This is a genomic window from Nocardiopsis alba, assembly GCF_000710955.1.
Taxonomy (GTDB): Bacteria; Actinomycetota; Actinomycetes; order Streptosporangiales; family Streptosporangiaceae; genus Nocardiopsis; species Nocardiopsis alba.
Map to the genome: position 1 here is coordinate 39,351 of NZ_BAZE01000004.1, position 23,764 is coordinate 63,114.

Here is a 23,764-nt window from a genome sequence, read left to right on the forward strand (position 1 = left end):
GTCATATGATGAAGCCGATGAGCGAGATCACCCCCAGCGATGACCCGAACCACCTGATCCGGGCCTCCGACGCCGACCGCGACGCCGTCGCGCACCGTCTGCGCGAGGGACTGGCCGAAGGCCGCCTGGACCCCGACGAGCACGGAGAGCGCCTCGACGCGGTCTACCGGGCCAAGACCCTCGGTGAGCTGGTGCCGCTCACCAAGGATCTACCGGACACCACCTCCGCCTCCGGTTCCGCCCCCGTCCCCGCCGACTTCCGTTCGCCGCGCCCCGTGTACGGGGCGGGACGGGTCGTGAACGGCTCCTCCACCAGTTCGTTGGCCGTGGCCTTCGTGGGCGGCGCCGACCGCTCCGGGGACTGGGTCCTTCCGAAGAACTTCTACACCTCCGCGGTGATGGGCGGCGTCGACATCGACCTGCGCGAGGCCCGGTTCACCCATCGTGAGACCACCATCTGGATCTGCGCGACCATGGGCGGGGTCGGGATCATCGTGCCCGACGACATCCAGATCCGCGTGCACGGGCTGCCGATCATGGGCGGCTTCGGGATCGAGGAGGGAGCTCCGCCCAGCGTCGTGGATCCGGAGGCTCCGATCGTGCACATCCGCGGTCTCGCGTTGATGGGCGGGGTGGGGATCAAGTATCGGCCTCGCCGCTACCAGGGTGAGAAGTAGTCCTCACGACCGGCACTCGGAATCGGACTCGAAGATCAAGACGATCCGTCCATTCCGGACCTAATATCCAATCACAGTGTGCATCACCACGTAAGACCTGTGGCTGATTGTGGCAATGTCCCTCGGACTCCCTTGCCGCCCTCCGCGGTGAATGCGAGGCTTCTCCGGTACCTCGTCCACCCCTGCGTCCATTCCCCCGCCATGGCGAGATGGACCCTTCTCAGCGGAGGAAGCATCGTGCGTCCGAGCCACCCCGGACCTTCCCTCACCGGCTCGTCCCCCAGACGTCGACGTACCACCACGGCGGGACTCACCGCCCTGGTACTGGCCGCCGGCACCCTCGCCGGCGGCCCGGCCCACGCCGACGAGATCCCGCTCTCCGAGCGGGTGACGGCCGAGGCGATCGAGGCCCATCTGCTGAACCTCGACACCATCGCCTCCTACAACGGGGGCAACCGGGCCAGCGGCACCCCCGGCTACGACGTCGCCGCCCAGTACGTCGAGAACCGTCTGGAGCGGGCCGGTTACGAGCCCTACCGTCACGAGTACGAGTACGAGGCCTGGCGGGCCGAGAGCCCCACCGTCCTGTCCCGTGTGGCCCCCGACGAGAACCCGTACCGGGAGGGGGAGCACTTCGAGACCATGTCCTACTCCGCCTCCGGCTCCGTCCGCGACGGCGAGATCGTCCTCGTCTCCACCGACACCGACGACAGCGGTTGCGCCCCCGAGCAGTTCGCCGACTTCCCCGAAGGCCGGATCGCGCTGATGAAGCGCGGAAGCTGCGCCTTCGGTGAGAAGGTGCAGAACGCCGCCGACGCCGGAGCCTCGGCCGCCCTCATCTACAACAACGAGGACGAGCTGCTCATGGGCACCGTCGAGCCCGGCTCCGAGATCCCCGCCCTCGGGCTCACCCCCGCCCTCGGTGAGGAACTGGCCGACCAGGCCGACGAGCTGCGTCTGGACATCGAGGTGGACACCAGCCTGACCACCGAGCGTTCCTACAGCATCCTCGCCGACACCCCCGGTGGCAGCGACGACAACGTGGTGGTCGTAGGCGCCCACCTCGACAGTGTCGAAGAGGGCCCCGGGATCAACGACAACGGCAGCGGCTCGGCCTTCGTCCTGGAGAGCGCCGTCCAGTTGGCCCAGCAGGAGGACCCGAACAACAAGGTCCGCTTCGCCTTCTGGGGCACCGAGGAGTCCGGCCTGGTCGGCTCCAACGAGTACGTCGCGAGCCTCGACGAGGATCGACTCGACGACATCGCGCTCTACCTGAACTTCGACATGATCGGCTCGCACAACTACGGCCGCTTCGTCCTCGACGGCAGGATGGAACTGCCCGGGTCCGGCGGAGCGCCCTCCGGCTCCGGCGCCATCGCCAAGATCTTCGAGGACTACTTCGCCTCCCAGGGCCAGGTCAGCGAGCCGGGCGTACTGAGCGGACGCAGTGACTACCTGGCCTTCATGCAGGCCGGTATCCCCTCCGGCGGTCTGTTCAGCGGGGCCGACGGCACCAAGACCGCCGAGCAGGTCGAATGGTACGGCGGTACCGAGGGCGAGCTGTTCGACCCGTACTACCACACGGCCGAGGACACCCTGGAGAACATCAACATGGACTCCGTCGCCGAGCTGTCCGCGGCGGGTGCCCACGGCATCGAGTTCCTCGCCGAGAACACCCTGCCGGTCAACGGCGTCACCCCGCTCTCGCAGCCCGTCGTGGATCTGCCCCGTCTGGGCGATGCCTGGGTGAGGTAGGAGGAGCGGCGTCCGGCACGTCCTCTCGTTCGAGACGGACGACCGGCCCACCGGCACACTGAGGGGCGGGTGGCGTGAACCCCCCGGTTCCACGCCACCCGCCCTGTACGGTGTCTCCCCCCGCGCCCGTCCACCCGGGCGGCCCCCCTCTGTTCCGCCCGGGGGTGTCGCGGCGCGAACACCATGGAGAACTACTGTCCGTAGCTCCCTTGTCTCTCACTGTATCAGTGATACACATCACCAACACCATCCGATATCGAACGGTGATCCTCCGTGACGGAACGCACCACTCCGAGAACGGACGGCCCCCGGGGCATAGGCTGATCCCCATGACCAAACGGGACACGGACAAGCCGGTCGTGCTGTCGAAGATCTACACCCGCACCGGTGACGCCGGCACGACGGCGCTCGGCGACATGAGCAGGACCTCCAAGAACGACACCAGACTCATCGGCTACGCCGACGCGGAGGAGGCCAACGCGGCCATCGGCGTCGCCCTGGCCATGGGAGAACTCCCCGAGGACGTCCGCGCCCTCCTGGGCCGCGTGCAGAACGAACTCTTCGACCTGGGGGCGGACCTGTCCACCCCCATCGTCGCGGACCCCGAGTTCCCGCCCCTGCGCGTGCTTCCGGAGTACGTCACCCGGTTGGAGGAGGCCTGCGACACCTACAACGCGGACCTGCCGACGCTGCGCAGCTTCATCCTGCCCGGCGGCTCCCCCACCGTGGCGTTGATGCACACGGCCCGTATCGTGGTCCGTCGGGCCGAACGCTCCGTCTGGGCGGCCATCGAGGAACACGGTGACAGCGTCAACCCGCTCACCGCGCAATACCTCAATCGGCTCTCCGACCTGCTGTTCATCCTCGGCCGGTACATCGCGCGCGAGGGCGACGAGGTGCTCTGGAGGCCCGGCGGCGAACGCTAGGACGTCGGCCGCCGGGAGCGGATCAGGCCTGGTCTCCGAGTTCGCGTTCGACCGCCTCGACCTTGCCGCGCAGGCCGTCGGTGACGCCCTCACGGATGTCGGCCTTGAGGGTCAGACTCACACGCCCGGCCCCCTCACCGGCGGCCTCCACGGCGCGCTTGACCACGTCCATGACCTCGTCCCACTCCCCCTCGACCGAGGTGAACATGGAAGTGGTCTCGTTGGGCAGCCCGCTGTCCCTCACGACCTTGACCGCGCGCGCGACCGCGGGGGCCACGGACTCACCGGTACCGAGTGGGGACACTGAGAAAGCGACGATGGTACTCATGGGGCCATCGAAACACATGAGTCCACGACTGTGAACCTTCTCAGGCCTCCCACTGAGTGCCCGGAGGCATGGACTCGGTCCAGGACAGGAAGCCGGTGAGCTGGCGTTCGCCCATGGCGACCTCGTAGACCGGCTCCTCTGGGTCGCTTCCGTCCTCGGCGTACCAGCCGATCTCCAGGATGGTCAGATCGGGGGTGAGGGGCGCGTCGCCGGGGCCGGGCTCACGACGTCCGACAACGACGAGACCGCGGCGCGACAGTCGTACTGTCGGCCGCGGTCTGAGCGAGAGGACGGGGAACCAGCCGAGGTCGTCCGTGCCGTATCGGCCGAAGCCGACACGCCAGGCCCCTCGGCGGCCTTTGGCCCCGCGAGTCCGCAGGTAACACTCGATGGCGCCGCCGCTGCGCACCAGGACCAGACGTCGCAGCACACCGACGACGAGCGCCAGTGAGAGGGCGGCGACGAGCGCGAGGATCACCCACCACAGGGATCCCGACCACGGTGCTCCCGGCAGGAGTTCCACCACTCGTTCCGCCTTCCCGTTCGTTAGGCGACTTCCTCGCCTGCGGCGCGCAGACGGCTGCGGGCGCGCCCGATGGCGGCGCTGTCGCCCGCCTCGGTCGCGCTCGTCAGAGCCTGACGCGCACGGTTCACATCGATGTCCTCGGCGAGCTCGGCGGTCTCGGCGAGGATGGAGATCCGACCCTCACCCGAAACCGAGACGAACCCGCCGTGGGCGGCGGCCCTGACCTCTCCGGTCTCACGGGCCCCCAGCACGCGGACGACCGCGTCCTCGGCGAGCAGCGACAGCACCGGGACGTGCCCGGGCATGACACCGATCTCACCCTCGACGGTCTTCGCGATGACCATGTCGCCCTCGCCCGCCCAAATCTCACGTTCGGGAGAGACGATCTCGACGAAAAGCTTCTTCGACACTGCCACAAACTCCTCGGCTAGCGGGTGGGTTCGACGGGGCCGAGTACGAACCGATACCCGGCCCCGTCTGGGAACTAGCCCCGCCCGTCGCCCTCCACCTCACGATGGGGGGACACTGACGCGCAGTCCTAGCCTTCCTGCAGCTTCTTGGCCTTCTCGACGGCCATATCGATGTTGCCGACGTCGAGGAAGGCCTGCTCGGGCAGGTGGTCGTACTCACCCTCGCAGAGCGCCTTGAAGGACGCGATGGTCTCCTCCAGCGGCACGAACACGCCCGGGTTGCCGGTGAACTTCTCGGCGACGAACATGTTCTGCGAGAGGAAACGCTCGATCCGGCGGGCCCGGTTGACGATGATCTTGTCCTCTTCGGACAGCTCGTCCATACCGAGGATCGCGATCTGGTCCTGCAGGTCGTTGTTGCGCTGCAGGATCTCCTTGACGCGCTGAGCCACCTGGTAGTGCTCCTCGCCCACGTACTGCGGGTCGAGGATCCGGGAGGTGGAGGCCAGCGGGTCGACCGCCGGGTAGATGCCCTTCTGCGAGATCGGGCGGGAGAGCTCGGTCGTCGCGTCCAGGTGGGCGAAGGTGGTCGCCGGAGCCGGGTCGGTGTAGTCGTCCGCGGGGACGTAGATCGCCTGCATCGAGGTGATCGAGTGACCACGCGTCGAGGTGATCCGCTCCTGGAGGAGACCCATCTCGTCGGCCAGGTTGGGCTGGTAACCCACGGCGGAGGGCATACGGCCCAGCAGCGTGGAGACCTCGGAACCCGCCTGGGTGAAACGGAAGATGTTGTCGATGAACAGGAGCACGTCCTGGTTCTGAACGTCGCGGAAGTACTCCGCCATCGTCAGAGCGGACAGCGCCACGCGCAGACGGGTGCCCGGGGGCTCGTCCATCTGGCCGAAGACGAGAGCGGTGTCCTGGAGGACCTCCATCTCGTCCATCTCCAGGAAGAGGTCCGTACCCTCACGGGTGCGCTCACCGACACCGGCGAACACGGACACACCACCGAAGTTACGGGCGATACGGGTGATCATCTCCTGAATGAGCACCGTCTTGCCCACACCCGCGCCACCGAACAGGCCGATCTTGCCACCACGCACGTACGGCGTGAGCAGGTCGATGACCTTGATGCCCGTGACCATCATCTCGGTCTTGGACTCGAGCTGGTCGAAGGACGGGGCCTTGCGGTGGATCGGCCAGTACTCGGTCGCGCCGAGCTCGGCCGCGTCCACGTCCAGGGGCTGGCCCAGGGTGTTGAACACGTGGCCCTTGACGACGTCGCCGACGGGGACGCTGATCGGGGAGCCGGTGTCGCGCACCTCGGCGCCACGGACCAGGCCGTCCTGCGGGGCGAGGGAGATGGCGCGCACCAGGTTGTCACCCAGGTGCTGGGCGACCTCCAGGGTGATGACCTTCTCCTTGCCGCCGACCTTCACGTCGGTGTGCAGAGCGTTGTAGATGGCAGGCATGGAGCCGACGGGGAACTCCACGTCGACGACCGGCCCGGTGACCCGGGCGATCCGACCGGTGGCGGTGCCGGCGCCGGTCGTCCCTTCAACTGTCGCAGTCACTTCTGTTACTCACTTCCCGCGCTGGAAGCAGCGAGCGCGTCGGCACCGCCGACAATCTCACTGATCTCGTTGGTGATCTCGGCCTGACGTGCCTGGTTGGCCAGACGCGTCAGCTTCTTGGCGAGTTCCTCGGCGTTGTCGGTCGCGGCCTTCATCGCCGCGCGACGGGACGCCTGCTGGGAGGCGGCGGACTCGAGGAGGGCGAAGTAGATCCTGTTGGTGACGTACTGCGGGAGCAGCCGGTCCAGGACGTCCTCCGCGGAGGGCTCGAACTCGTACAACGGCAGAGCCTGGCCGCCGTGAGCCTCTTCCAGCTCCGCGGCGTCCACCTCTTCCACCTCCAGCGGCAGGGCACGAACGGCCGAGGCGCGCTGGGTCAGCATCGAGACGAACTCGGTGGAGATCACGTGGATCTCGTCGACACCGCCCTCGGCGGTGTCCTTGGAGAACCGCTCCATCAGCGCGGAACCGATCTCCTGAGCGTGCGCGTAGGTCGGACGCTCGGTGATGTTCTCCCACATGGCCTCGACCTCACGGTCGCGGAACCTGTAGAAGTTCACCCCCTTACGACCCACCATGTAGGTGACGACCTCCTTGCCCTGCTCCTTGAGGAGCCGGGTGAGGGACTCGGCCTCCTTCAGGACGTTGGTCGAGAAGGCGCCCGCCAGGCCCTTGTCACTGGTGATGACCAGGACGGCCGCGCGGGTGGGGTTCTCGGCCTCGGTCAGCAGAGGGTGATCGCTCACCCGGCTGGCCAGGGCCGAGACGGCCCGCGTGATCTCCCGCGCGTAGGGTCCGGCAGCCTCGGCCGCACGCTGCGCCTTGGTGATACGCGTGGCGGCGATGAGCTCCATCGCGCGGGTGATCTTCGCTGTCGACTTCGTCGAGCGGATCCTCCGGCGATAGACGCGAAGCTGTGCACCCATGGGTTACTTCCCGCCCTTGGCGACCTTGATGGTCTCCTGGCCGACCTTCTCCTCGGAGAGTGCCTCGGCCTCGGCCTCGGTGCCCAGGAGGGTGCCGGCGGAGGTCTGGAAGCTCTGCTTGAACTTCTCGATGGCGGTCTCGAGGGTCTGCTGGGTCTCGCTCTCGAACTTGCCGGTCTCACGGATGGTGTCGAGAACACCCTTGTGCTCGCGCTCGAGGTAGGCCAGGAAGTCCTCCTCGAAGCGACGCACGTCCTCGACCGGGACCTCGTCGACCTTGCCGGTGGTACCGGCCCAGATCGAGACGACGGTCTTCTCCATGGCGAACGGCGAGTACTGCCCCTGCTTGAGCAGCTCCATCATCCGGGCACCGCGCTCCAGCTGCTGCTTGGAGACGGCGTCCAGGTCCGAACCGAAGGCGGAGAAGGCCTCCAGCTCTCGGTACTGGGCCAGGCCCAGACGCAGGGTTCCGGACACCTTCTTGGTGGCCTTGGTCTGCGCCGCGCCACCCACACGGGAGACGGAGACACCGACGTCGATCGCCGGACGCTGGCCCTGGTTGAACAGGTCCGAGTTCAGGAAGACCTGACCGTCGGTGATGGAGATGACGTTGGTGGGGATGTACGCCGAGACGTCGCCCGCCTTGGTCTCGATGATCGGCAGAGCGGTCATCGAGCCCTTGCCCAGCTCGTCGGAGAGCTTCGCGCAGCGCTCCAGGAGCCGGGAGTGGAGGTAGAAGACGTCACCCGGGTAGGCCTCACGGCCCGGCGGGCGGCGCAGAAGGAGGGAGACCGCGCGGTAGGCCTCGGCCTGCTTGGTCAGGTCGTCGAAGACGATGAGGACGTGCTTGCCCTCGTACATCCAGTGCTGGCCCAGGGCCGAACCGGTGTAGGGGGCCAGGTACTTGAAGCCCGCCGGGTCGGACGCCGGGGCGGCCACGATGGTGGTGTACTCCATCGCGCCGGCCTCTTCGAGGGCGCCACGCACACCGGCGATGGTCGAGCCCTTCTGGCCGATCGCGACGTAGATGCAGCGCACCTGCTTGTCGGGGTCGCCGCTCTCCCAGTTGGCCTTCTGGTTGATGATCGAGTCGATACCGAGCGCGGTCTTACCGGTCTGCCGGTCACCGATGATCAGCTGTCGCTGACCGCGGCCGATCGGCGTCATGGTGTCGATCGCCTTGATACCGGTCTGAAGGGGCTCGTGGACCGGCTGGCGCTCCATCACGGTCGCCGCCTGGAGCTCCAGCTCGCGGCGGCCGGTCGAGGCGATCTCGCCCTTGCCGTCGATGGGGGCACCCAGGGGGTCCACCACACGGCCGAGGAAGTCGTCACCCACCGGCACGGAGAGGAGCTGGCCGGTGCGACGCACCTTCTGCCCCTCCTCGATGCCGTCGAAGTCGCCCAGCACCACGGCACCGATCTCGCCGACCTCAAGGTTCTGGGCCAGTCCCAGGGTGCCGTCCTCGAACTTCAGCAGCTCGTTCGCCATCGCCGAGGGAAGGCCACCGACGCGGGCGATGCCGTCACCGGAGTAGGTGACGGTTCCGACCTCTTCCGCGCGGGTGGCATCAGGCTCGTACGACTGGACGAAGCGCTGTAGCGCGTCCCGGATCTCGTCCGGCCGGATCGTCAGCTCCGCCATCTCTACGTTGTCCTTGCTCTCAAATGGCGCCGGGCCGGCGCCGTGCGTGCTTGCCTTGCGTTTATTCGCGTGTTCAACCGGCCAGACGACGCTGGACCTCGGCGATGCGCCCGGCGATGGTGCCGTCGATGACCTCGTCGCCCACCTGGATGGAGAGTCCACCCAGGATTTCCGGGGCGACCTCGATGTTCAGGTGGATGTCACGGCCGTACTTTCGGCTCAACAGGGCGCGCAGGCGCTCCTGCCGGTCCTCGCTCAGAGCGTGTGCGGTGCGTACCACGGCGATGTAGCGCTGCGCGCGCTCGGCCACCAACTGGCCGAAGTTGTCGAGCGCCTGCTCCAGGGTACGTCCCCGCGGGTTGGTGACCGCCTGGGCGACCAGGGCCGACGTCGCGGCGTTCACCTTGCCCGAGAGCAGGTTCTCGACCAGCGAGCGCCGGTGCGAGTGGTCGACACCGTCACGGGTCAGAGCCGCGCGCAGGTCCGGCTCGGCGACGACGATCCGCTGGAAGCGGAACAGTTCGTCCTCGAGCTCGTCCAGCCGGCCGCCCTCGACGGAGGCGACGGTCGCGTAGACCGCCATCCGCTCCAGGGCGTCCTGCATGTCACGCGCGGTGGACCACGGCTGGGCCACGACGTCGCTGACCACGATGACCGTGGACGGCGACACCTTGCCCTCGAGGATGCGACCGATCAGGGCGGTCTTGTCCTCGGAGGAGTTGGCCTGGTCCGCGAGCCAGCGGCGGAGCGTGTGCTCGCCGCCGAGCAGGGTGACGACCTCGAAGAGTTCGCCACCGAGCGAGAGCGCGTGCTGCGCGGCGTCGGCCGACGCCAGGACGTTCGTGTCCAGGCGCCGGGTCACCTCGGCCAGGGAGCTGCGGCTGATACCACGCATCAGCGCACCTCGGCTTGCTTCGCGCTCTCGTCCTGCTCCAGCTCCTCGAGGAACCGGTCCACCACCCGGGTCTGGGCGGCGCCGTCACTGAGCGTCTCACCGACGATGCGGCTCGCGAGCTCGGTGGACAGGGTGCCGATCTCGGCGCGGAGCTGGGCCACCGCCTGCTGGCGGTCGGCCTCGATCTGGGCCTTGGCGGCGTCGATGATCCGCTTGGCCTCGACCTGGGCCTCGTCGCGAGCCTCGGCGATGATCGCCGCGCGCTGCTCCTTGGCCTTCTCGATCTCCTGCGCGTACTCGCGGTGGGCCTCTTCGAGCTTCTCGCGGTACTGCTGGCGGATCTCCTCGGCCTCGGACTCGGCGTTCTTCGCCCGCTCGATGCCGCCCTCGATGGCGTCATGACGCTCGTCGAGGACCTTCATCACCTTGGGGACCGCCTTGCGGGCCACAAAGAAGTAGACCACGGCGAGCGCGATCACACCGAAGGTGAACTTCACCCAGTCGATCCGCAGAATGTTTGGTTCGGCTGCCAACTCGTGCAACATGGTCAGCCCTCCTTCACGTCGTCAGTAGCCATCGGAAAACGGTTGGCGATGGCTGTTTAGTTGACGGCGAAGGCGAGGACGAAGCCCAGGATGGCGAGGGCCTCGACCAGGGCCATACCCAGGTAGATGTTGGTCTGGAGCGGGCCGCGGGCCTCGGGCTGACGGGCGATGGCCTGCATGCCGAGACCGAAGATGATACCGACACCGATACCGGCGCCGATGACGCTGATGCCGTAGCCGACGGTGTTGATGCTGCCGGAGATAGCGGCGATGTCCATGGTGTTTCCCTTTACTCGACGTCCGGCGTTGCGGTTCGCAATTGGTCAGTGCGCCGGTGTGGACGGGTTTGAAGCACTCCTCGAGCCCGGTCCGATCACGGGATCGGGGGGACGGGGAGGGGGTCTAGTGGGCCGCCTCGAGCGACTGGCTGATGTAGAGGCTCGCGAGCAGTGTGAACACGAAGGCCTGGATCAGCATGATCAGGATCTCGAAGAGGAAGAAGAGGACGTAACCGATCAGCGCGGCGCCGGAGAAGAGGACCGAGACCGCGGCGAGCATCGGCTCCGCCGTCAGGTTCAGCATGTACCAGCCGCCGTAGGCGAACACGGCCAGCAGCAGGCTGCCCGCGAACATGGTCGCGAACAGACGCAGAGCGTGCGTCGCCGGGCGGATGAGGAAGACCGAGAGAAGCTCGATCGGGGTGACGATGATGTAGAAGATCTTCGGCATCCCCGGCGGGAAGAGCTGGTTGCTGAAGTAGCCCCAGCCGCCCTGGTTGCGGACACCGATGACGATCGTCATCACGTAGATCGTGAGAGCGAACATCGCCGTGAAGGCGAGGTTGCTGTTGACCGGGATCATGCCGGGGATGAGCCCGGTGAAGTTCATGGCCAGGATGAGCGTGAATACGGCCGTGAGGAACGGGATGAAGCTGTCGCCCTTGGCGCCCATGGTCGGGCGGGTGATGTTGTCCCGGATGAACAGGATCAGCATCTCGCCGACACTCTGCCTGCGGCCGGGGACGAGGCTCAGCTTCTTGCTGAACCACGACCACAGAAGCAGGACGGCACCGACCGCGACGAGCAACAGAACCAGGTACAGGTCGATGCCCGCACTACCAGGGATCCCATCGAACCAAGGTTCGGGGAAGAACATCTTGATGGTGGGTGCCTGGAACCCGCAACCGTTGTCGCCGAAGAGATGGCAACCCGGTTCGGCCGCGAGAATGCGCACGTCAGCACTCACGGCGAATCCTTTCGTCGTGACGCAAGAAAGCCTCGTTGATGGTTGTTACTGCTAGCGTCGTCGCGAGATGGGCGACGCGGGACTGCGGGGGGCTCAGAGGTGGCGTGTCCTGGTGACGATCAGATAGATCGCGCCGGCCATGCCGAGAACCGCCCCGATGGGCAGGAAGAGTGCCTGGAAACCCAGGAGCCTGTCCGCGCCCCAGCCGATCGCGCTCCACACGAGCACACCCGAGAGCAGAGTCGAGAAGAGTGCCCAGCCATCGGACTCTCGCGGCATGGGAGGCGCGCTGGAGCCCTTCTTCTCGGCTGGTTCGCTGCTCATCTCGCTCCGGAATATAGCATGTGGGGCTTGGCTGGAAGGTGGCCGTTCGCCTGCCGTGGAACAGGTTATTACGCCCATTTCGACGGGTCGCGGCGGGGCACCCCATCACGTGCTCTCCGAGCTCTCACTCGGGTCCACGTGGAGGATCTTCGCCCGGGAGGTGGCCCAGGTCTGCCCACCCAGCCAGACCAGCACCACCGCCAACGCGCTGTAGACGAAGGAGTTGCTGCTGAGATCGGCGATGAGGGGGCTACGGCCCAGTGTCACCAGCAGAATGCCCAGCAGCGCCATCTTCACGACGAAACCGAGCATGTTCGCGGCGAGGAACAGGTCCTTGTTCCGCCGGGTGACCATCATGACCGCCCACTGCCCCAGACCGAAACAGGCGAGGATGATGACCACCGCCAGGGCCGACCCGAGAGCTCCGGCCATACCCGCGAAAAGGGCCGAGACCGCGATGGCCAGGACCCCGCACGCGGCGCTCGGAAGCGCGGCGCCGCGGAGGATCCGGGCGTCGTGTTCCTGCATGACGAAGCTCCGTGGGGTTCAGTGGGTACCTGCTCGTGAAAGCTATCACAAGGTTTTCGGTACCAAATCCAGGGTCTCCTTAACGCGGCCTTAACGCCCTGCGAAAGCCCCGCCCTCGTACGGCTTCGGGCCTTGTGTCACTTTGCACACACTCTTTCCGGCCTTCACACCTGCGCACATACGGACCCCCTCTCGGGACCTCCGTCGTCAACGTGATCGGGCATTTATCCATCGGTTGACGGATGGTGATCTTTCGAGCGTTCCGTCCCCTTCTCCCGGTCCCAGGGGAGCAGCCCGCGACGGCGCAGTCGGGGCAGCGCGATGAGACCGACCGCACACGTGGCGACCAGGACCGTCACCGTCAGGACGATGAACGCCGAATCGAAGATCGACAGCGCCACCGCGGCGAAGGCGACGATACCCGCCCACAGGTACATCAACAGCACCGCGCGAGCGTGGGTGTGTCCCATGTCCAACAGACGGTGGTGCAGGTGACCGCGGTCCGGGGCGAACGGGGACTTGCCCGCCAGGGTCCGGCGCAGGACCGCCAGGACCAGGTCGGCCAGCGGCAGCGCGATCACCAGCAGGGGCAGCGCGATGGGCAGGAAGACGACCAGACCGGAGGAGTTGAACTCCTCGCGGGCCGTGTTCGCGTCGAACTGGCCGGTCACCGTGATCGTGATGGAGGTCAGCAACAGTCCCAACAGCATCGACCCGGTGTCGCCCATGAACACACGGGCCGGGTGGAAGTTGTGGAAGAGGAAACCGACACAGGTCCCGGCCAGGATGATCGCGATCATCGCCGGATAGGACTGACGCACGAACCCCTGCTCGACCGCGACCACGTAGTAGTACGCGAAGAAGGCCAGGGAGGAGATGCCGACGATCCCCGCGGCCAACCCGTCCAGCCCGTCGGCGAAGTTGACGGCGTTGATCGTCACCACGATGAGCAGGATCGAGACCATCGCGCCGAGCCAGGGGCCCAACGACAACTGGGTGCCCGGCAGTGGCAGCCACAGGAGCTGCACGCCCTGCCAGACGAGGATGCCAGCGGCCGCGACCTGACCGGCCAGCTTGCTCAGCGGGTCCATCCCCCACCGGTCGTCGACGACCCCGATGACGGTGATGAGCCCGCCGGCCAACAACAGACCGATCCAGGTCTTGGCGACGAACACGTTCTGTAGGTGCGGAAGCTGCGCGGAGATCAACAGCGCGGCCGCGAAGCCTCCATAGATGGCCAGACCGCCCAACCTGGGGATGGGCTCGGTGTGCACATCACGTTCACGTACCGGGGGTGCCGCGCCGAAGGCGATCGCCAACCGGCGGACCAACGGCACGAGCAGGTAGGTCACCGCGGCGGCGATGACGAAGGTGAGCGCGTACTCCCGCACGGGCCGGCCCCTCTAGCTCTCTGAGCGGTCTCCTCGAGGCCCCTCGGCCTCCGTTTCGGAAGCGGGACCCCGGGAGGTCTCCGCGCCGCTCTCCTCGGTCTGTTCCTCGGTCCCGGACTCGGCGGCCTCCTCGGCCCCCTCGTCCTTCTTGGGCTTGGTGCGCCCCTTGCGCAGCTCACCGATGACGGTGCCGCACACGGCGCGCAGTTGCTCGATCGACACGGCGCCGGAGCGCAGGACCCTGGGAACCGCGTAGGTCAGGTCGACGATGGTCGAGGGAACGGTGCTCTCGTTGCTCCCACCGTCCAGGTAGACCGCGACGTCCTCGTCACCGAGCTGTTCGATCGCCTCGCCGGCGGTGGTGGCGGCCGGCTCCCCGGACTTGTTGGCGCTGCTGACCGCCATGGGCCCGGTCTCCTTGAGCAGCTCCAAGGCCACCGGATCCATCGGCATGCGCACGGCCACGGTGCCCTTGGTGTCGCCCAGATCCCAGGACAGGCTGGGGGTGGCGGTGCACACCAGGGTGAGCGGGCCGGGCCAGAACTCCTCCATCAGGTCACGGCCGTGGTTGCCCAGGTCGTCGATGAGGGCGGTGGCGGCCCGGATCGAGCCCACCAGCACCGGCGGCGGCATGTCCCGCCCTCGTCCCTTGGTCTCCAGCAACCGCGCGACGGCCTTCGGGCTGAAGGCGTCGCTGCCGATGCCGTACACGGTGTCCGTGGGCAGTACCACGAGTTCGCCTCGACGCACCGCGGACGCGGCGTCGGCGATGCCGTCCTTGCGCGCGGACTCGTCCGCGCAATCGTAGATACGGCTCACCCTGTGTTCACCTCGATCTCGAACGGGTCGACCGGCCTCGGGTGTCGGTTCGACGATGGGGATGTGGGTGGTGGTCCGAGGGCGACACGAGGGCCGTCAGTCGTCCTCGTCGGCCCGACGCATGACCACGAACCGGTCGCGTCTGGCCAGATCCTTACGGTTGAGGACGTCACGCCAGCCCTTGTCCTCGGGGAACAGCCGGGGGATGTCGATGCCCTGGCCGTCGTGGTGTTCGATCGCCATGGATCCGCCGGGACGCAGGAGCCGGCGACCGACCGCCTCCAGGTCGCGGATCATGTCCAGACCGTCCTCACCCGACCACAGCGCGGGGGCCGGATCGTAGTCCCGCACCTCGGGGGGGATGGTGTCGGCCTCCCGGGTGGGCACGTAGGGAGGGTTGCTGATGAGCAGGTCGACCCGGCCGTCGAGCTCGGGCAGCGCGGCGCGCATGTCCCCCTGGTGGGCGGTCACCCGGTCGCCGTGCCCGGCGGACTCGATGTTGCGCCGGGTCCAGCTCAGCGCCTCGGGGTCGATCTCCACGGTGTGCACGCGTGAACGCGGCACCTCCTGGGCGATGGAGATCGCGATGGCCCCCGAACCCGCGCCCAGGTCCACGACCAGGGGGTCGGCCACGTCCATGGCGCGCAGGGTCTCGATGGCCCAGTCCACCATGATCTCGGTCTCGGGCCGGGGCACGAACACCCCCGGCCCCACCTGGAGCTCGAGATAGCGGAAGTAGGCGCGTCCGGTGATGTGCTGAAGGGGCTCGCGGGCCTCACGGCGGGAGACGCACTCCCAATAACGGGCGTCGAAGTCGGCGTCGGCCACCGCGTGGAGTTCCCCTCGACGAACACCGTGCACGAACGCCGCGAGCTCCTCGGCGTCCGTGCGGGGTGAGGCCACGCCCGCCTCCGCGAGCCGGAGCGTGGCGCGGGCGACCTCGTCGAGTAGGAAGTTCATGATGACTGGGCCGCTTCGAGCCTCTCCTTGGTGTCCGCGTCCACCAGGGCCTTGATGACCCCGTCCAGTTCCCCGTCGAGGACCTGGTCGAGGTTGTAGGCCTTGTATCCGACCCGGTGGTCGGAGATGCGGTTCTCCGGGAAATTGTAGGTGCGCACGCGCTCGGAGCGGTCCACGGTGCGGACCTGGCTCTTACGCTCGGCGGAGGCCTCGGCGTCGGCGCTGGCCTGGGCCTCGGCGTAGAGACGGGCCCGGAGGATGCGCATGGCCTGCTCCTTGTTCTGGAGCTGGCTCTTCTCGTTCTGGCAGGAGGCCACGATGCCGGTCGGCACGTGGGTGATCCGGACCGCGGAGTCGGTGGTGTTGACGCTCTGTCCGCCGGGGCCGGAGGAGCGGTAGACGTCGATGCGCAGATCCTTCTCGTGGACCTCGATCTCGATCTCCTCGGCCTCGGGCACGACGAGCACGCCGGCCGCGGAGGTGTGGATGCGGCCCTGCGACTCGGTGACCGGGACGCGCTGGACGCGGTGCACGCCGCCCTCGAACTTGAGCTGGGGCCACACGCCCGAGCCGGGCTCGGGGGTGCCCTTGTTCTTGAAGGCGATCGTGACGTCCTTGTACCCGCCCAGGTCGGAGAGGGTGGAGTCGATGACCTCGGTCTTCCATCCCTGGCGCTCGGCGTAGCGCAGGTACATCCGGACCAGGTCCCCGGCGAACAGGGCGGACTCCTCGCCGCCCTCGCCGGCCTTGACCTCCATGATGAGGTTCTTGTCGTCGGCGGGGTCGCGCGGGATGAGCAGGAAGCGCAGGCGTTCGGTGAGCTGCTCGGCCTCGACGGTCAGCCGGTCGGCCTCCTCGGCGAAGGAGGAGTCCTCGGCCGCGAGCTCACGCGCGGCGTCGATGTCGTTCTCGACCTCTTTGAGCTGACGGTAGGTCTGGATGATCGGGGTGAGCTGTGAGTAACGCTTGCCCAGCCTGCGCGCCTCGGCCGGGTTGGCGTGCACCTCGGGGTCGGCGAGCTGCTGTTCCAGCTCGTAGTACTCCCCAAGTAGGTCGTCCAGCTTCACGTTCCCATTCCCGTCTTCTCGTCTGCCCTGTGCGTCGATCTCCCCGATAGGGGTGCGTCCCGTCCGGTGGGGTCCCTCGCGGGAGCCCCGCCGGACGGGAGGGCGGCGCTACTTGCGCTTGCCGAAGCGCTTCTCGAAGCGGGCGACCCGACCACCGGTGTCGAGGATCTTCTGCTTGCCGGTGTAGAACGGGTGGCACTCGGAGCACACCTCGGCGCGGATCTTGCCCCCGGTGAGCGTGCTGCGCGTGATGAAGTGGGCCCCGCAGGTGCAGGTCACCTCGGTGGCGACGTACTCCGGGTGAATGTCGGCCTGCATGTGTGTCTCCTTGTGTGAGCGCGACCGCCGGACGCATGACGACCGCACCACCGTCGGAGGGGTGGGGCGGTGTCGTGGCCATGCGCGAACCGGTGTCGCGGCGATCCAGGTAACGGACCGGCCTGCTCTCCCTCACGGGCGGACGGCCGTGTCCCGATACCAGTTTGCCAGACCGACAACCATGCCGGGACCAGTACCTATTCCCGGCTCCCCTCCGGCACCTCCCCGTCGCCCCTCGTCGCGGCCCTCGGTGGGGCCGCGTCCCGACGTCGGATGAACAGGACCAGGCCGACCAGGGCCGCGAGGACGAGGGCCAGCGCGACCGTCCCGACGTTGGGTCCGAACCCGTAGACGAAGACCTGGCTCACCGCTCCCGCGAGGAGCACGTAGTAGGTCATCGGGATGATCGTCTGACGGATGAGGTCGCCCTCGCGTCCGGCCAGGCCCACCACGGCGGAGGCGGCGACCACGTTGTGCACGGTGATCATGTTGCCCGCCGCGCCGCCGACCGCCTGGGTGGCGACGACCGTCTCGGGGGTCACCCCGATGTGCTCGGCGGTGGAGAACTGGAAGAGGGAGAACATCAGGTTGGAGACGGTGTTGCTGCCCGCGACGAACGCGCCCAGCGCCCCGATCCACGGGGCCAGGAGCGGCCAGTTCGCGCCGCCCAGTTCGGCCGCTCCGACGGCGAGGGTCAGCGGCATGCTCTCCAGGGAGGTGTCGCCGAACCCGGGGCCGGTGTTGATGAAGACCCGGACCAGGGGGACCGCGAACAACAGGGCCACGGCGGCCCCCGCCAGTTGGGAGCCCGCGACCTTCCAGGAGGCGAGGATCTCCCGGCGCCGCATCCGATGCAGACCGTAGGTGATCAGACAGACGAGGATGAAGGCGCCGCCGGGCGAGTAGAGGGGTTCGACGGTCTGGCCGACGGAGGTCCCGAAGATGTCGGTGGCACCCACCTTCACGCCGGTCAACCACTCCTCCAGCGGGGTGATCATGCGGGTGGAGACCAGTACGACGACGATGAGCAGATAGGGCGCCCAGGCGCGGAACAGTCCCATCCCGCGCCCGGCGGTCTCCTCCACGCCCGTGCCGGATTCGAGCCGTCCGGTCCAGCGGTCGAGCCAACGCTCGCGCGGCGGGAAGTCCCAGGTCCGCTTCGGCATGAGGAGACCCCTGCGAGCGGCGAACACCACGATGACCAGTCCGGTGAGTCCGCCCAGGAGGCTGGTGAACTCGACGCCGAGGAAGTGGTTGTACAGGACCGAGGGGATCGTCATGGCGAAGGCGCTGAAGAGGGCGAACCTCCAGACGCCGAGCCCGTCGGAGAAGCGCCGTTCCCCTCCGTAGAAGCCACAGAGCATGCAGCAGATGAAGAGCGGGACGAGCGTTCCGGGCACGGCGTGCAACAGCACGGTCTGGAGGCCGATGACGTCCACGTACCCGGGAAGGGTGAGGCCGAGGACGGAGGCCCGTTCGGCGACCGCCTCCGACCCCTCCAGTCCTCCGGAGACACCGACCAGGACGGGGGTCCCCACGGCTCCGAAGCTGACCGGGGTGCTCTGGATGACCAGCCCCACCATCACGGCGGCCATGGCGGGGAAGCCGAGGGCCAGCATCAGCGGGGCGACGACGGCGGCGGGGGTACCGAAGCCGGAGGCCCCTTCGATGAAGCTCCCGAAGAGCCAGCCGATGATGATCGCCTGGATGCGACGGTCGGGGGTGATGTCGGTGAAGGTCGCCCGGATGGTGGCGATGGCGCCGCTCCCGCTGAGGGTGGCGAGCAGGAGCAGGGCGCCGAAGATGATGTAGAGCAGGCCCGCGGCGAGGATCAGGCCTTGGACGGTGGAGGCCGCGACGGCCCTCCATTCGGTCCCCCAGAACAGGACCGCGATCCCGACCACGACGACGTACCCGGCGGGCATGGCGTACATGGCGGGCAGGCGGAACCCGACGAGGAGGACACCGACCACGAGGATCGGGGTGAGCGCGAGGAGGCTGAGCAGGGCGAGGTTGTCCATTCCAGACGGCTCCCTGGTACGGGTGGTGCACTCGGGTGGCGCGACCCTAAATCGCCGGGGGCCGCCCCACCATCCCCTTTATGTGATCCGCAACACATTGGTGACATCCGCTCGAAACCCCGCCGCCTCCGAAGTCCCCGCATACGGAACGGCCCCCTCCCGTTCCCGGGAAGGGGCCGTCGCGTTCGTTCACACCGCCGTCACGGCGGGGCCGCGGCGCCGATCAGCGCTCGGGGCCCACCGTGGTCTTCTGGATCTGCATCAGGAACTCGGCGTTGCTCTTGGACTCCTTCATCTTGTCCAGGAGCAGCTCGATCGCCTGCTGGGTGTCCAGGGCGTGCAGCACCCGGCGGAGCTTCCAGACGACGTTCAGCTCCTCGGCCGACATCAGGATCTCCTCCTTACGGGTGCTGGAGGCGTCCACGTCCACGGCCGGGAAGATCCGCTTGTCCGCCAGGGACCGGTTGAGCTTGAGCTCCATGTTGCCGGTGCCCTTGAACTCCTCGAAGATCACCTCGTCGGCGCGCGAACCGGTCTCGACCAGCGCGGTGGCCAGGATGGTCAGCGAGCCGCCGCCCTCGATGTTGCGGGCCGCGCCGAAGAAGCGCTTGGGCGGGTAGAGGGCCGTGGAGTCCACACCACCGGACATGATGCGTCCGCTGGCCGGGGCCGCCAGGTTGTAGGCGCGCCCCAGACGGGTGATGGAGTCGAGCAGGACGACCACGTCCATACCCATCTCCACGAGCCGCTTGGCCCGCTCGATGGCCAGATCGGCGACGACCGTGTGGTCCTCGGCCGGACGGTCGAAGGTCGAGTGGATGACCTCGCCCTTGACCGTGCGCTGCATGTCGGTGACCTCCTCGGGACGTTCGTCCACGAGGATCACCATCAGGTAGCACTCCGGGTTGTTCTCGGTGATGGCGTTGGCGATCGCCTGCATCACCATCGTCTTGCCCGCCTTGGGCGGGGAGACGATGAGCCCGCGCTGACCCTTACCGATCGGTGCGACCAGGTCGATGATGCGGGTGGTGAGGATGTTCGGCTCGGTCTCCAGCCGCAGGCGCTCCTGCGGGTAGAGCGGAACGAGCTTGGAGAACTCCTGACGCCCCCTCGCCTGGTCCGGGGACATACCGTTCACCGAGTCCAGACGCACCAGGGCGTTGAACTTCTCGCGGCGCTCGCCCTCACGGGGCTGACGGACCGCACCGATGATGTGGTCGCCCTTGCGCAGACCGTGCTTGCGGACCTGGGCCAGGGAGACGTAGACGTCGCTCTGACCGGGCAGGTAGCCGGTGGTACGGACGAAGGCGTAGTTGTCCAGGATGTCGAGGATTCCCGCGACCGGCAGCAGGACGTCGTCCTCGCCGATCACCGGCTCGGCCTCCTGGCCGCCACCGCGCCCGCGACGGTCGCGACGATCCCTGCGCCGACCCCGACGGCGGCCACCGCCGCCGAAATCGTCGTCGTCACCGGAGTTACGACCCTGGTTCTGGCCGCCACCACCCTGCTGGCGGTCGGAGTTGTTGTTCGCGTTCTGGTCGTCACCGCCACGGTTGCGGTTACGGCGGTTACGCTGGCGCTCGCGACCCTGCCCGGACCTGTTCTCACGGTCCTCGGAGTCGGGGCCGTTCTTCTGGGGGGTGCTGGATGTCTTCGTCACGCTGCTCGCGGAGGTTGAGGAGTCGGTGCCGTCCACCGAACGGGGCTGGTCACCGGACTCGTCGCCGCGCCTGCGGGACGAGCGACGGCTACGGGAGGGCTTCTCACCCTTCCCACCCTGGGACTCGGTCACGGCCTGGTCCGACGACCGCTCTCCCGCGCTCTTGCGCGGGGCCTCGTCCGTGCCCGACTTGGCGGGAGACTGGGCTTCGGTCGGGCCGTCATTGTTCTCGACCTTACCGGCCTTGGGAGCGCTGTCGGCTTTCTTTGCGGATTTGGCCTTCGCGGGGGCGACGGGGCCGCCCTGCTTGGCCTCGATGGCCGCGATGACGTCGCTCTTGCGCATGCGCCCCGTACCGGTGATGCCCATGCTCGACGCGAGCTTCTGGAGCTCGGGGAGTTTCTGGGCGGCGAGTCCGGTACCGCGCGAGGCCGCGCGGGACCGGGACGCACCCGACGGCGCGGCTTCGCCGGTCTCCGCGGAGGCGTCGGCGCTCTTCTTGCTGTCGACCGCCGCGTCCGTTCGGAGTTCGGTGGTGTCGCTCACTAAGGGTCCTTCCCAAGGAGCGGGCTTCGGCCGTCGGCTTTGTGCTCGATCGGCCGGCCCGATGGTGCGAACCGGCAGGGGCCGGGTAGGGCGTGCCCCACGTGGATGTCGGAAACCGGCGTAGTCGGTCCCCTACCCAATCGCGGCGGGCTCTGGGTACAGCCAGACGTCGGGGCGGATGGCTCGGAGGTGATGCCTGTCGACCATGACGAAACGCTCATCCGAGGAGGAGCGGACTTCGAAGACGTGGGCACAGTCGCGGAGATTCCGCGGACTCGACACTTTGGCCACCGCTTCCGGTTGATCGCATGATCGGACCGCCGGAGTATGGGACGCGGAAGCCGCTGTGGCGGATGAGCACACGCCCCGCAACGGGGCATCTGGTGCTTCACCAAGCCTAACATCACCAGAGGCCACGGCTATTCCTCGACACAGATGCTACGGATGGGGAGATGGGGTCCGCACCCCCGCCGGCTCGATGTGCAGGGGGCGTATGTCCCAATCATTACCCGCCCATCGAGCGATCGAATCAATCTGCCCGATGATTTCCGGCGATTCCGTCCCCGCGTGTCCCTCGGGGATCGCGCACAGGACCAGAACGGTGGGTCCCGCACCCGAGACCACGGCCGCGAGTCCCTCCTGTTCACGCAGGTCACGCACGAGATCGAGGGTACGGGGCATGGCCGGGGCCCGATAGGACTCGTGCAACCGGTCCTCGGTCGCCGCGAACAGGGATTCCGGTTGGCCACAAACGGCCGCCGTCATCAGCGCGGCGCGTCCCGCGTTGAAGGCCGCGTCCGCGTGCGAGACGGTCTCCGGCAACAGGCCGCGGGCCCGTTCGGTGGACAATCGCCATCCCGGAACGCACAGCACGGGCAGGATCCGCTCGTCCGGCAGGGAACGGGAGACCCCCCAGGAGGCGCCGTCCCGATAGGCGATCGTGTATCCGCCGTAGACGCAGGGGGCCACGTTGTCGGGGTGACCCTCCAGGTCCGCGGAGACCTGATAGATCCAGTCCCGGTCGGGGCCGCCGTCGGGCCCCCGACGTCCGAGCAGGGCCGCGGCCGCCGTGACACCGCCGACGATCGCCGAGGAGGACGAACCGAGACCACGCGAGTGCGGGATGCGGTTCTCACAGCGCAGGTCCAGACCGGGGAGCTTCTCCCCCGCCCGGTCGAAGGCCTCGGCCATCGCCCGGACCACGAGGTGGCGTCGACCGAGCGGGACCTCGCCCGCCCCCTCGCCCTCCACCGTGACATAGAGCTCGTCGTCCGTACGAAGCGCGACGTCGAAGCGGTTGTACAGGCGTACGGCCAGCCCTAGGGCGTCGAAGCCGGGCCCGAGGTTGGCGCTGGTCGCCGGGGCGTCGACGGACACCCGTTCGGGGCGTGCTGAGGTCACTCGACTCTCCAAGTGGTCGTTCCCGCGGCCCGGACCGCCGTGGACGCGGTTCGGGCCGACGGGACGAAGGAGCTGCTGATCAGGCGAGGTCCAGGGCCTTGGCGGCGGCCTGGGCGTCGACGGGAACGGTGGTGGCGGAGGAGGCTCCCGCCAGCGCCCAGTCCGGGTCCTTGAGGCCGTTACCGGTGACCGTGCAGACGATACGGCTGCCCTTGGGCACCTGTCCGGCCGCGGAGGCCTGAAGGAGACCGGCGACGCTCGCGGCGGAGGCGAGTTCGACGAAGACGCCCTCCTCAGCGGCCAGGAGCTTGTAGGCGGCCATGATCTGGCGGTCGGTGACCTTGTCGATGGCCCCGCCGGACTCGTCCCTGGCCTGCTCGGCGAGCTTCCAGGAGGCCGGGTTGCCGATCCGGATGGCGGTGGCGATGGTGCTGGGGCTGGTCACCGGGGCGCCGTCGACGATGGGGGCCGAGCCGCTGGCCTGGAAGCCGAGCATGCGCGGGGACCCGGTGGAGATACCGTCCCTGGCGTACTCGGTGTAGCCCATCCAGTAGGCGGTGATGTTGCCGGCGTTGCCGACGGGGATGCAGTGGATGTCGGGAGCGTCGCCGAGGGCGTCCACGATCTCGAAGGCGGCCGTCTTCTGCCCCTGGAGACGGTAGGGGTTGACCGAGTTCACCAGGGCGACGGGGTAGTCGACGCTGAGCTTGCGGGCGAGTTCCAGACAGTCGTCGAAATTGCCGTCGACCTGGAGCAGCCGGGCGCCGTGCACGAGCGCCTGGGCGAGCTTGCCCATGGCGATCTTGCCCTGGGGCACCAGGACGGCGCAGGTCATGCCGGCGCGAATGGCGTAGGCGGCCGCACTGGCGCTGGTGTTGCCGGTGGAGGCGCAGATGACGGCCTTCGCGCCGTCCTCGGCCGCCTTGGAGATGGCCATGGTCATCCCGCGGTCCTTGAAGGAACCGGTGGGGTTGAGCCCCTCGACCTTGAGGAAGACCTCGCAGCCCGTGAGCTCGGACACACGCGTGGCGGGCAGCAGGGGGGTGCCGCCCTCCTGGAGGGTGACGACGGGGGTGTTCTCGTTGACGGGAAGGCGGTCTCGGTACTCCTCGACGATGCCTCGCCACGCCCGTGCCATGCTCACGACGGTGTCCCTTTCGGGTGGATGCGGTTTCGCTGGACGCGCCGCCTCGTACGGCGCGCGCGGGAATGCGGGTGAGGTGTCACGGAGACGCTCCGGCCCCCACCTGCCACGAGTCTATGACCCGCCCCGGGTGT

Annotated in this window: 24 protein-coding genes; 3 read left to right on the plus strand and 21 right to left on the minus strand. The window is 68.0% G+C overall.

All coding sequences use genetic code 11. From position 1 onward, the window contains the following. Positions 1 to 5: 5 nt before the first annotated feature. From TR33_RS08980 to TR33_RS08990, 3 genes are all read left to right on the plus strand, one after another. Positions 6 to 677, plus strand: coding sequence for a DUF1707 SHOCT-like domain-containing protein (locus TR33_RS08980; RefSeq protein WP_014908248.1), 672 nt, complete (start codon positions 6 to 8; stop codon positions 675 to 677). A 237-nt stretch (positions 678 to 914) separates the two neighbouring features. Further along, a complete protein-coding gene (locus tag TR33_RS08985) occupies positions 915 to 2,432 on the plus strand; it encodes a M28 family peptidase (protein WP_017536380.1) in 1,518 nt (505 codons plus the stop codon). A gap of 329 nt (positions 2,433 to 2,761) precedes the next feature. Further along, complete coding sequence (locus TR33_RS08990; RefSeq protein ID WP_017536381.1) at positions 2,762 to 3,358, plus strand: cob(I)yrinic acid a,c-diamide adenosyltransferase; 597 nt, start codon at positions 2,762 to 2,764, stop codon at positions 3,356 to 3,358. Positions 3,359 to 3,380: 22 nt separating this feature from the next. Here the strand turns inward: TR33_RS08990 and TR33_RS08995 are convergent, their stop codons facing one another. From TR33_RS08995 to thrC, 21 genes are all read right to left on the minus strand, one after another. After that, a complete protein-coding gene (locus TR33_RS08995; RefSeq protein WP_020379975.1) occupies positions 3,381 to 3,686 on the minus strand; it encodes an MTH1187 family thiamine-binding protein in 306 nt (101 codons plus the stop codon). Positions 3,687 to 3,726: 40 nt separating this feature from the next. Continuing rightward, positions 3,727 to 4,212 carry a DUF2550 domain-containing protein gene (locus TR33_RS09000; RefSeq protein ID WP_017536382.1) on the minus strand — a complete coding sequence of 162 codons (486 nt, stop codon included), beginning with the start codon at positions 4,210 to 4,212 and terminating at the stop codon, positions 3,727 to 3,729. Between the two features lie 20 nt (positions 4,213 to 4,232). Beyond that, the gene (locus TR33_RS09005) at positions 4,233 to 4,622 is read right to left on the minus strand and encodes a F0F1 ATP synthase subunit epsilon (protein WP_014912009.1); all 390 of its coding nucleotides are present in this window, start codon (positions 4,620 to 4,622) and stop codon (positions 4,233 to 4,235) included. A 128-nt stretch (positions 4,623 to 4,750) separates the two neighbouring features. Further along, the gene (gene atpD / locus TR33_RS09010; RefSeq protein ID WP_014911428.1) at positions 4,751 to 6,196 is read right to left on the minus strand and encodes a F0F1 ATP synthase subunit beta; all 1,446 of its coding nucleotides are present in this window, start codon (positions 6,194 to 6,196) and stop codon (positions 4,751 to 4,753) included. A gap of 5 nt (positions 6,197 to 6,201) precedes the next feature. Then, positions 6,202 to 7,122 (minus strand): F0F1 ATP synthase subunit gamma, encoded by a 921-nt coding sequence (locus TR33_RS09015; RefSeq protein WP_042282697.1) that lies wholly within the window; start codon positions 7,120 to 7,122, stop codon positions 6,202 to 6,204. A 3-nt stretch (positions 7,123 to 7,125) separates the two neighbouring features. After that, positions 7,126 to 8,766 carry a F0F1 ATP synthase subunit alpha gene (gene atpA, locus TR33_RS09020; RefSeq protein WP_014910078.1) on the minus strand — a complete coding sequence of 547 codons (1,641 nt, stop codon included), beginning with the start codon at positions 8,764 to 8,766 and terminating at the stop codon, positions 7,126 to 7,128. 73 nt (positions 8,767 to 8,839) lie between these two features. Next, positions 8,840 to 9,661, minus strand: coding sequence for a F0F1 ATP synthase subunit delta (locus TR33_RS09025; RefSeq protein ID WP_014908194.1), 822 nt, complete (start codon positions 9,659 to 9,661; stop codon positions 8,840 to 8,842). Then, positions 9,661 to 10,206, minus strand: a complete 546-nt coding sequence (locus TR33_RS09030) for a F0F1 ATP synthase subunit B (RefSeq protein ID WP_017536383.1) — start codon at positions 10,204 to 10,206, stop codon at positions 9,661 to 9,663. The genes TR33_RS09025 and TR33_RS09030 overlap by 1 nt, the downstream gene beginning before the upstream one ends. A gap of 56 nt (positions 10,207 to 10,262) precedes the next feature. Continuing rightward, a complete protein-coding gene (gene atpE / locus TR33_RS09035; protein WP_014911606.1) occupies positions 10,263 to 10,484 on the minus strand; it encodes an ATP synthase F0 subunit C in 222 nt (73 codons plus the stop codon). Between the two features lie 124 nt (positions 10,485 to 10,608). Next, positions 10,609 to 11,439: a F0F1 ATP synthase subunit A gene (gene atpB, locus TR33_RS09040; protein WP_014908986.1), complete on the minus strand. Its 831-nt coding sequence runs from the start codon at positions 11,437 to 11,439 to the stop codon at positions 10,609 to 10,611. Positions 11,440 to 11,544: 105 nt separating this feature from the next. Beyond that, entirely contained in the window at positions 11,545 to 11,775 is a 231-nt protein-coding gene (locus TR33_RS25945) for an AtpZ/AtpI family protein (protein ID WP_026125345.1), read from the minus strand. Between the two features lie 105 nt (positions 11,776 to 11,880). Beyond that, positions 11,881 to 12,303 carry a hypothetical protein gene (locus TR33_RS09050; RefSeq protein ID WP_014911135.1) on the minus strand — a complete coding sequence of 141 codons (423 nt, stop codon included), beginning with the start codon at positions 12,301 to 12,303 and terminating at the stop codon, positions 11,881 to 11,883. 224 nt (positions 12,304 to 12,527) lie between these two features. Beyond that, the gene (locus TR33_RS09055) at positions 12,528 to 13,694 is read right to left on the minus strand and encodes an MraY family glycosyltransferase (RefSeq protein ID WP_017536385.1); all 1,167 of its coding nucleotides are present in this window, start codon (positions 13,692 to 13,694) and stop codon (positions 12,528 to 12,530) included. 12 nt (positions 13,695 to 13,706) lie between these two features. Further along, positions 13,707 to 14,513: an L-threonylcarbamoyladenylate synthase gene (locus TR33_RS09060; protein WP_014911858.1), complete on the minus strand. Its 807-nt coding sequence runs from the start codon at positions 14,511 to 14,513 to the stop codon at positions 13,707 to 13,709. Positions 14,514 to 14,609: 96 nt separating this feature from the next. Beyond that, positions 14,610 to 15,473: a peptide chain release factor N(5)-glutamine methyltransferase gene (prmC, locus tag TR33_RS09065; protein ID WP_014912582.1), complete on the minus strand. Its 864-nt coding sequence runs from the start codon at positions 15,471 to 15,473 to the stop codon at positions 14,610 to 14,612. Beyond that, the gene (prfA, locus tag TR33_RS09070) at positions 15,470 to 16,540 is read right to left on the minus strand and encodes a peptide chain release factor 1 (protein WP_014911216.1); all 1,071 of its coding nucleotides are present in this window, start codon (positions 16,538 to 16,540) and stop codon (positions 15,470 to 15,472) included. The genes prmC and prfA overlap by 4 nt, the downstream gene beginning before the upstream one ends. Before the next feature lie 108 nt (positions 16,541 to 16,648). Then, positions 16,649 to 16,858: a 50S ribosomal protein L31 gene (gene rpmE, locus TR33_RS09075; protein ID WP_014912523.1), complete on the minus strand. Its 210-nt coding sequence runs from the start codon at positions 16,856 to 16,858 to the stop codon at positions 16,649 to 16,651. Between the two features lie 197 nt (positions 16,859 to 17,055). After that, positions 17,056 to 18,879, minus strand: coding sequence for an L-lactate permease (locus tag TR33_RS09080; RefSeq protein WP_042282699.1), 1,824 nt, complete (start codon positions 18,877 to 18,879; stop codon positions 17,056 to 17,058). A 223-nt stretch (positions 18,880 to 19,102) separates the two neighbouring features. Next, a complete protein-coding gene (rho, locus tag TR33_RS09085) occupies positions 19,103 to 21,085 on the minus strand; it encodes a transcription termination factor Rho (RefSeq protein WP_042282701.1) in 1,983 nt (660 codons plus the stop codon). Between the two features lie 438 nt (positions 21,086 to 21,523). Beyond that, entirely contained in the window at positions 21,524 to 22,486 is a 963-nt protein-coding gene (thrB, locus tag TR33_RS09090; RefSeq protein WP_234305802.1) for a homoserine kinase, read from the minus strand. Positions 22,487 to 22,565: 79 nt separating this feature from the next. After that, entirely contained in the window at positions 22,566 to 23,624 is a 1,059-nt protein-coding gene (gene thrC, locus TR33_RS09095; RefSeq protein WP_014909610.1) for a threonine synthase, read from the minus strand. Between the last annotated feature and the right edge of the window lie 140 nt (positions 23,625 to 23,764).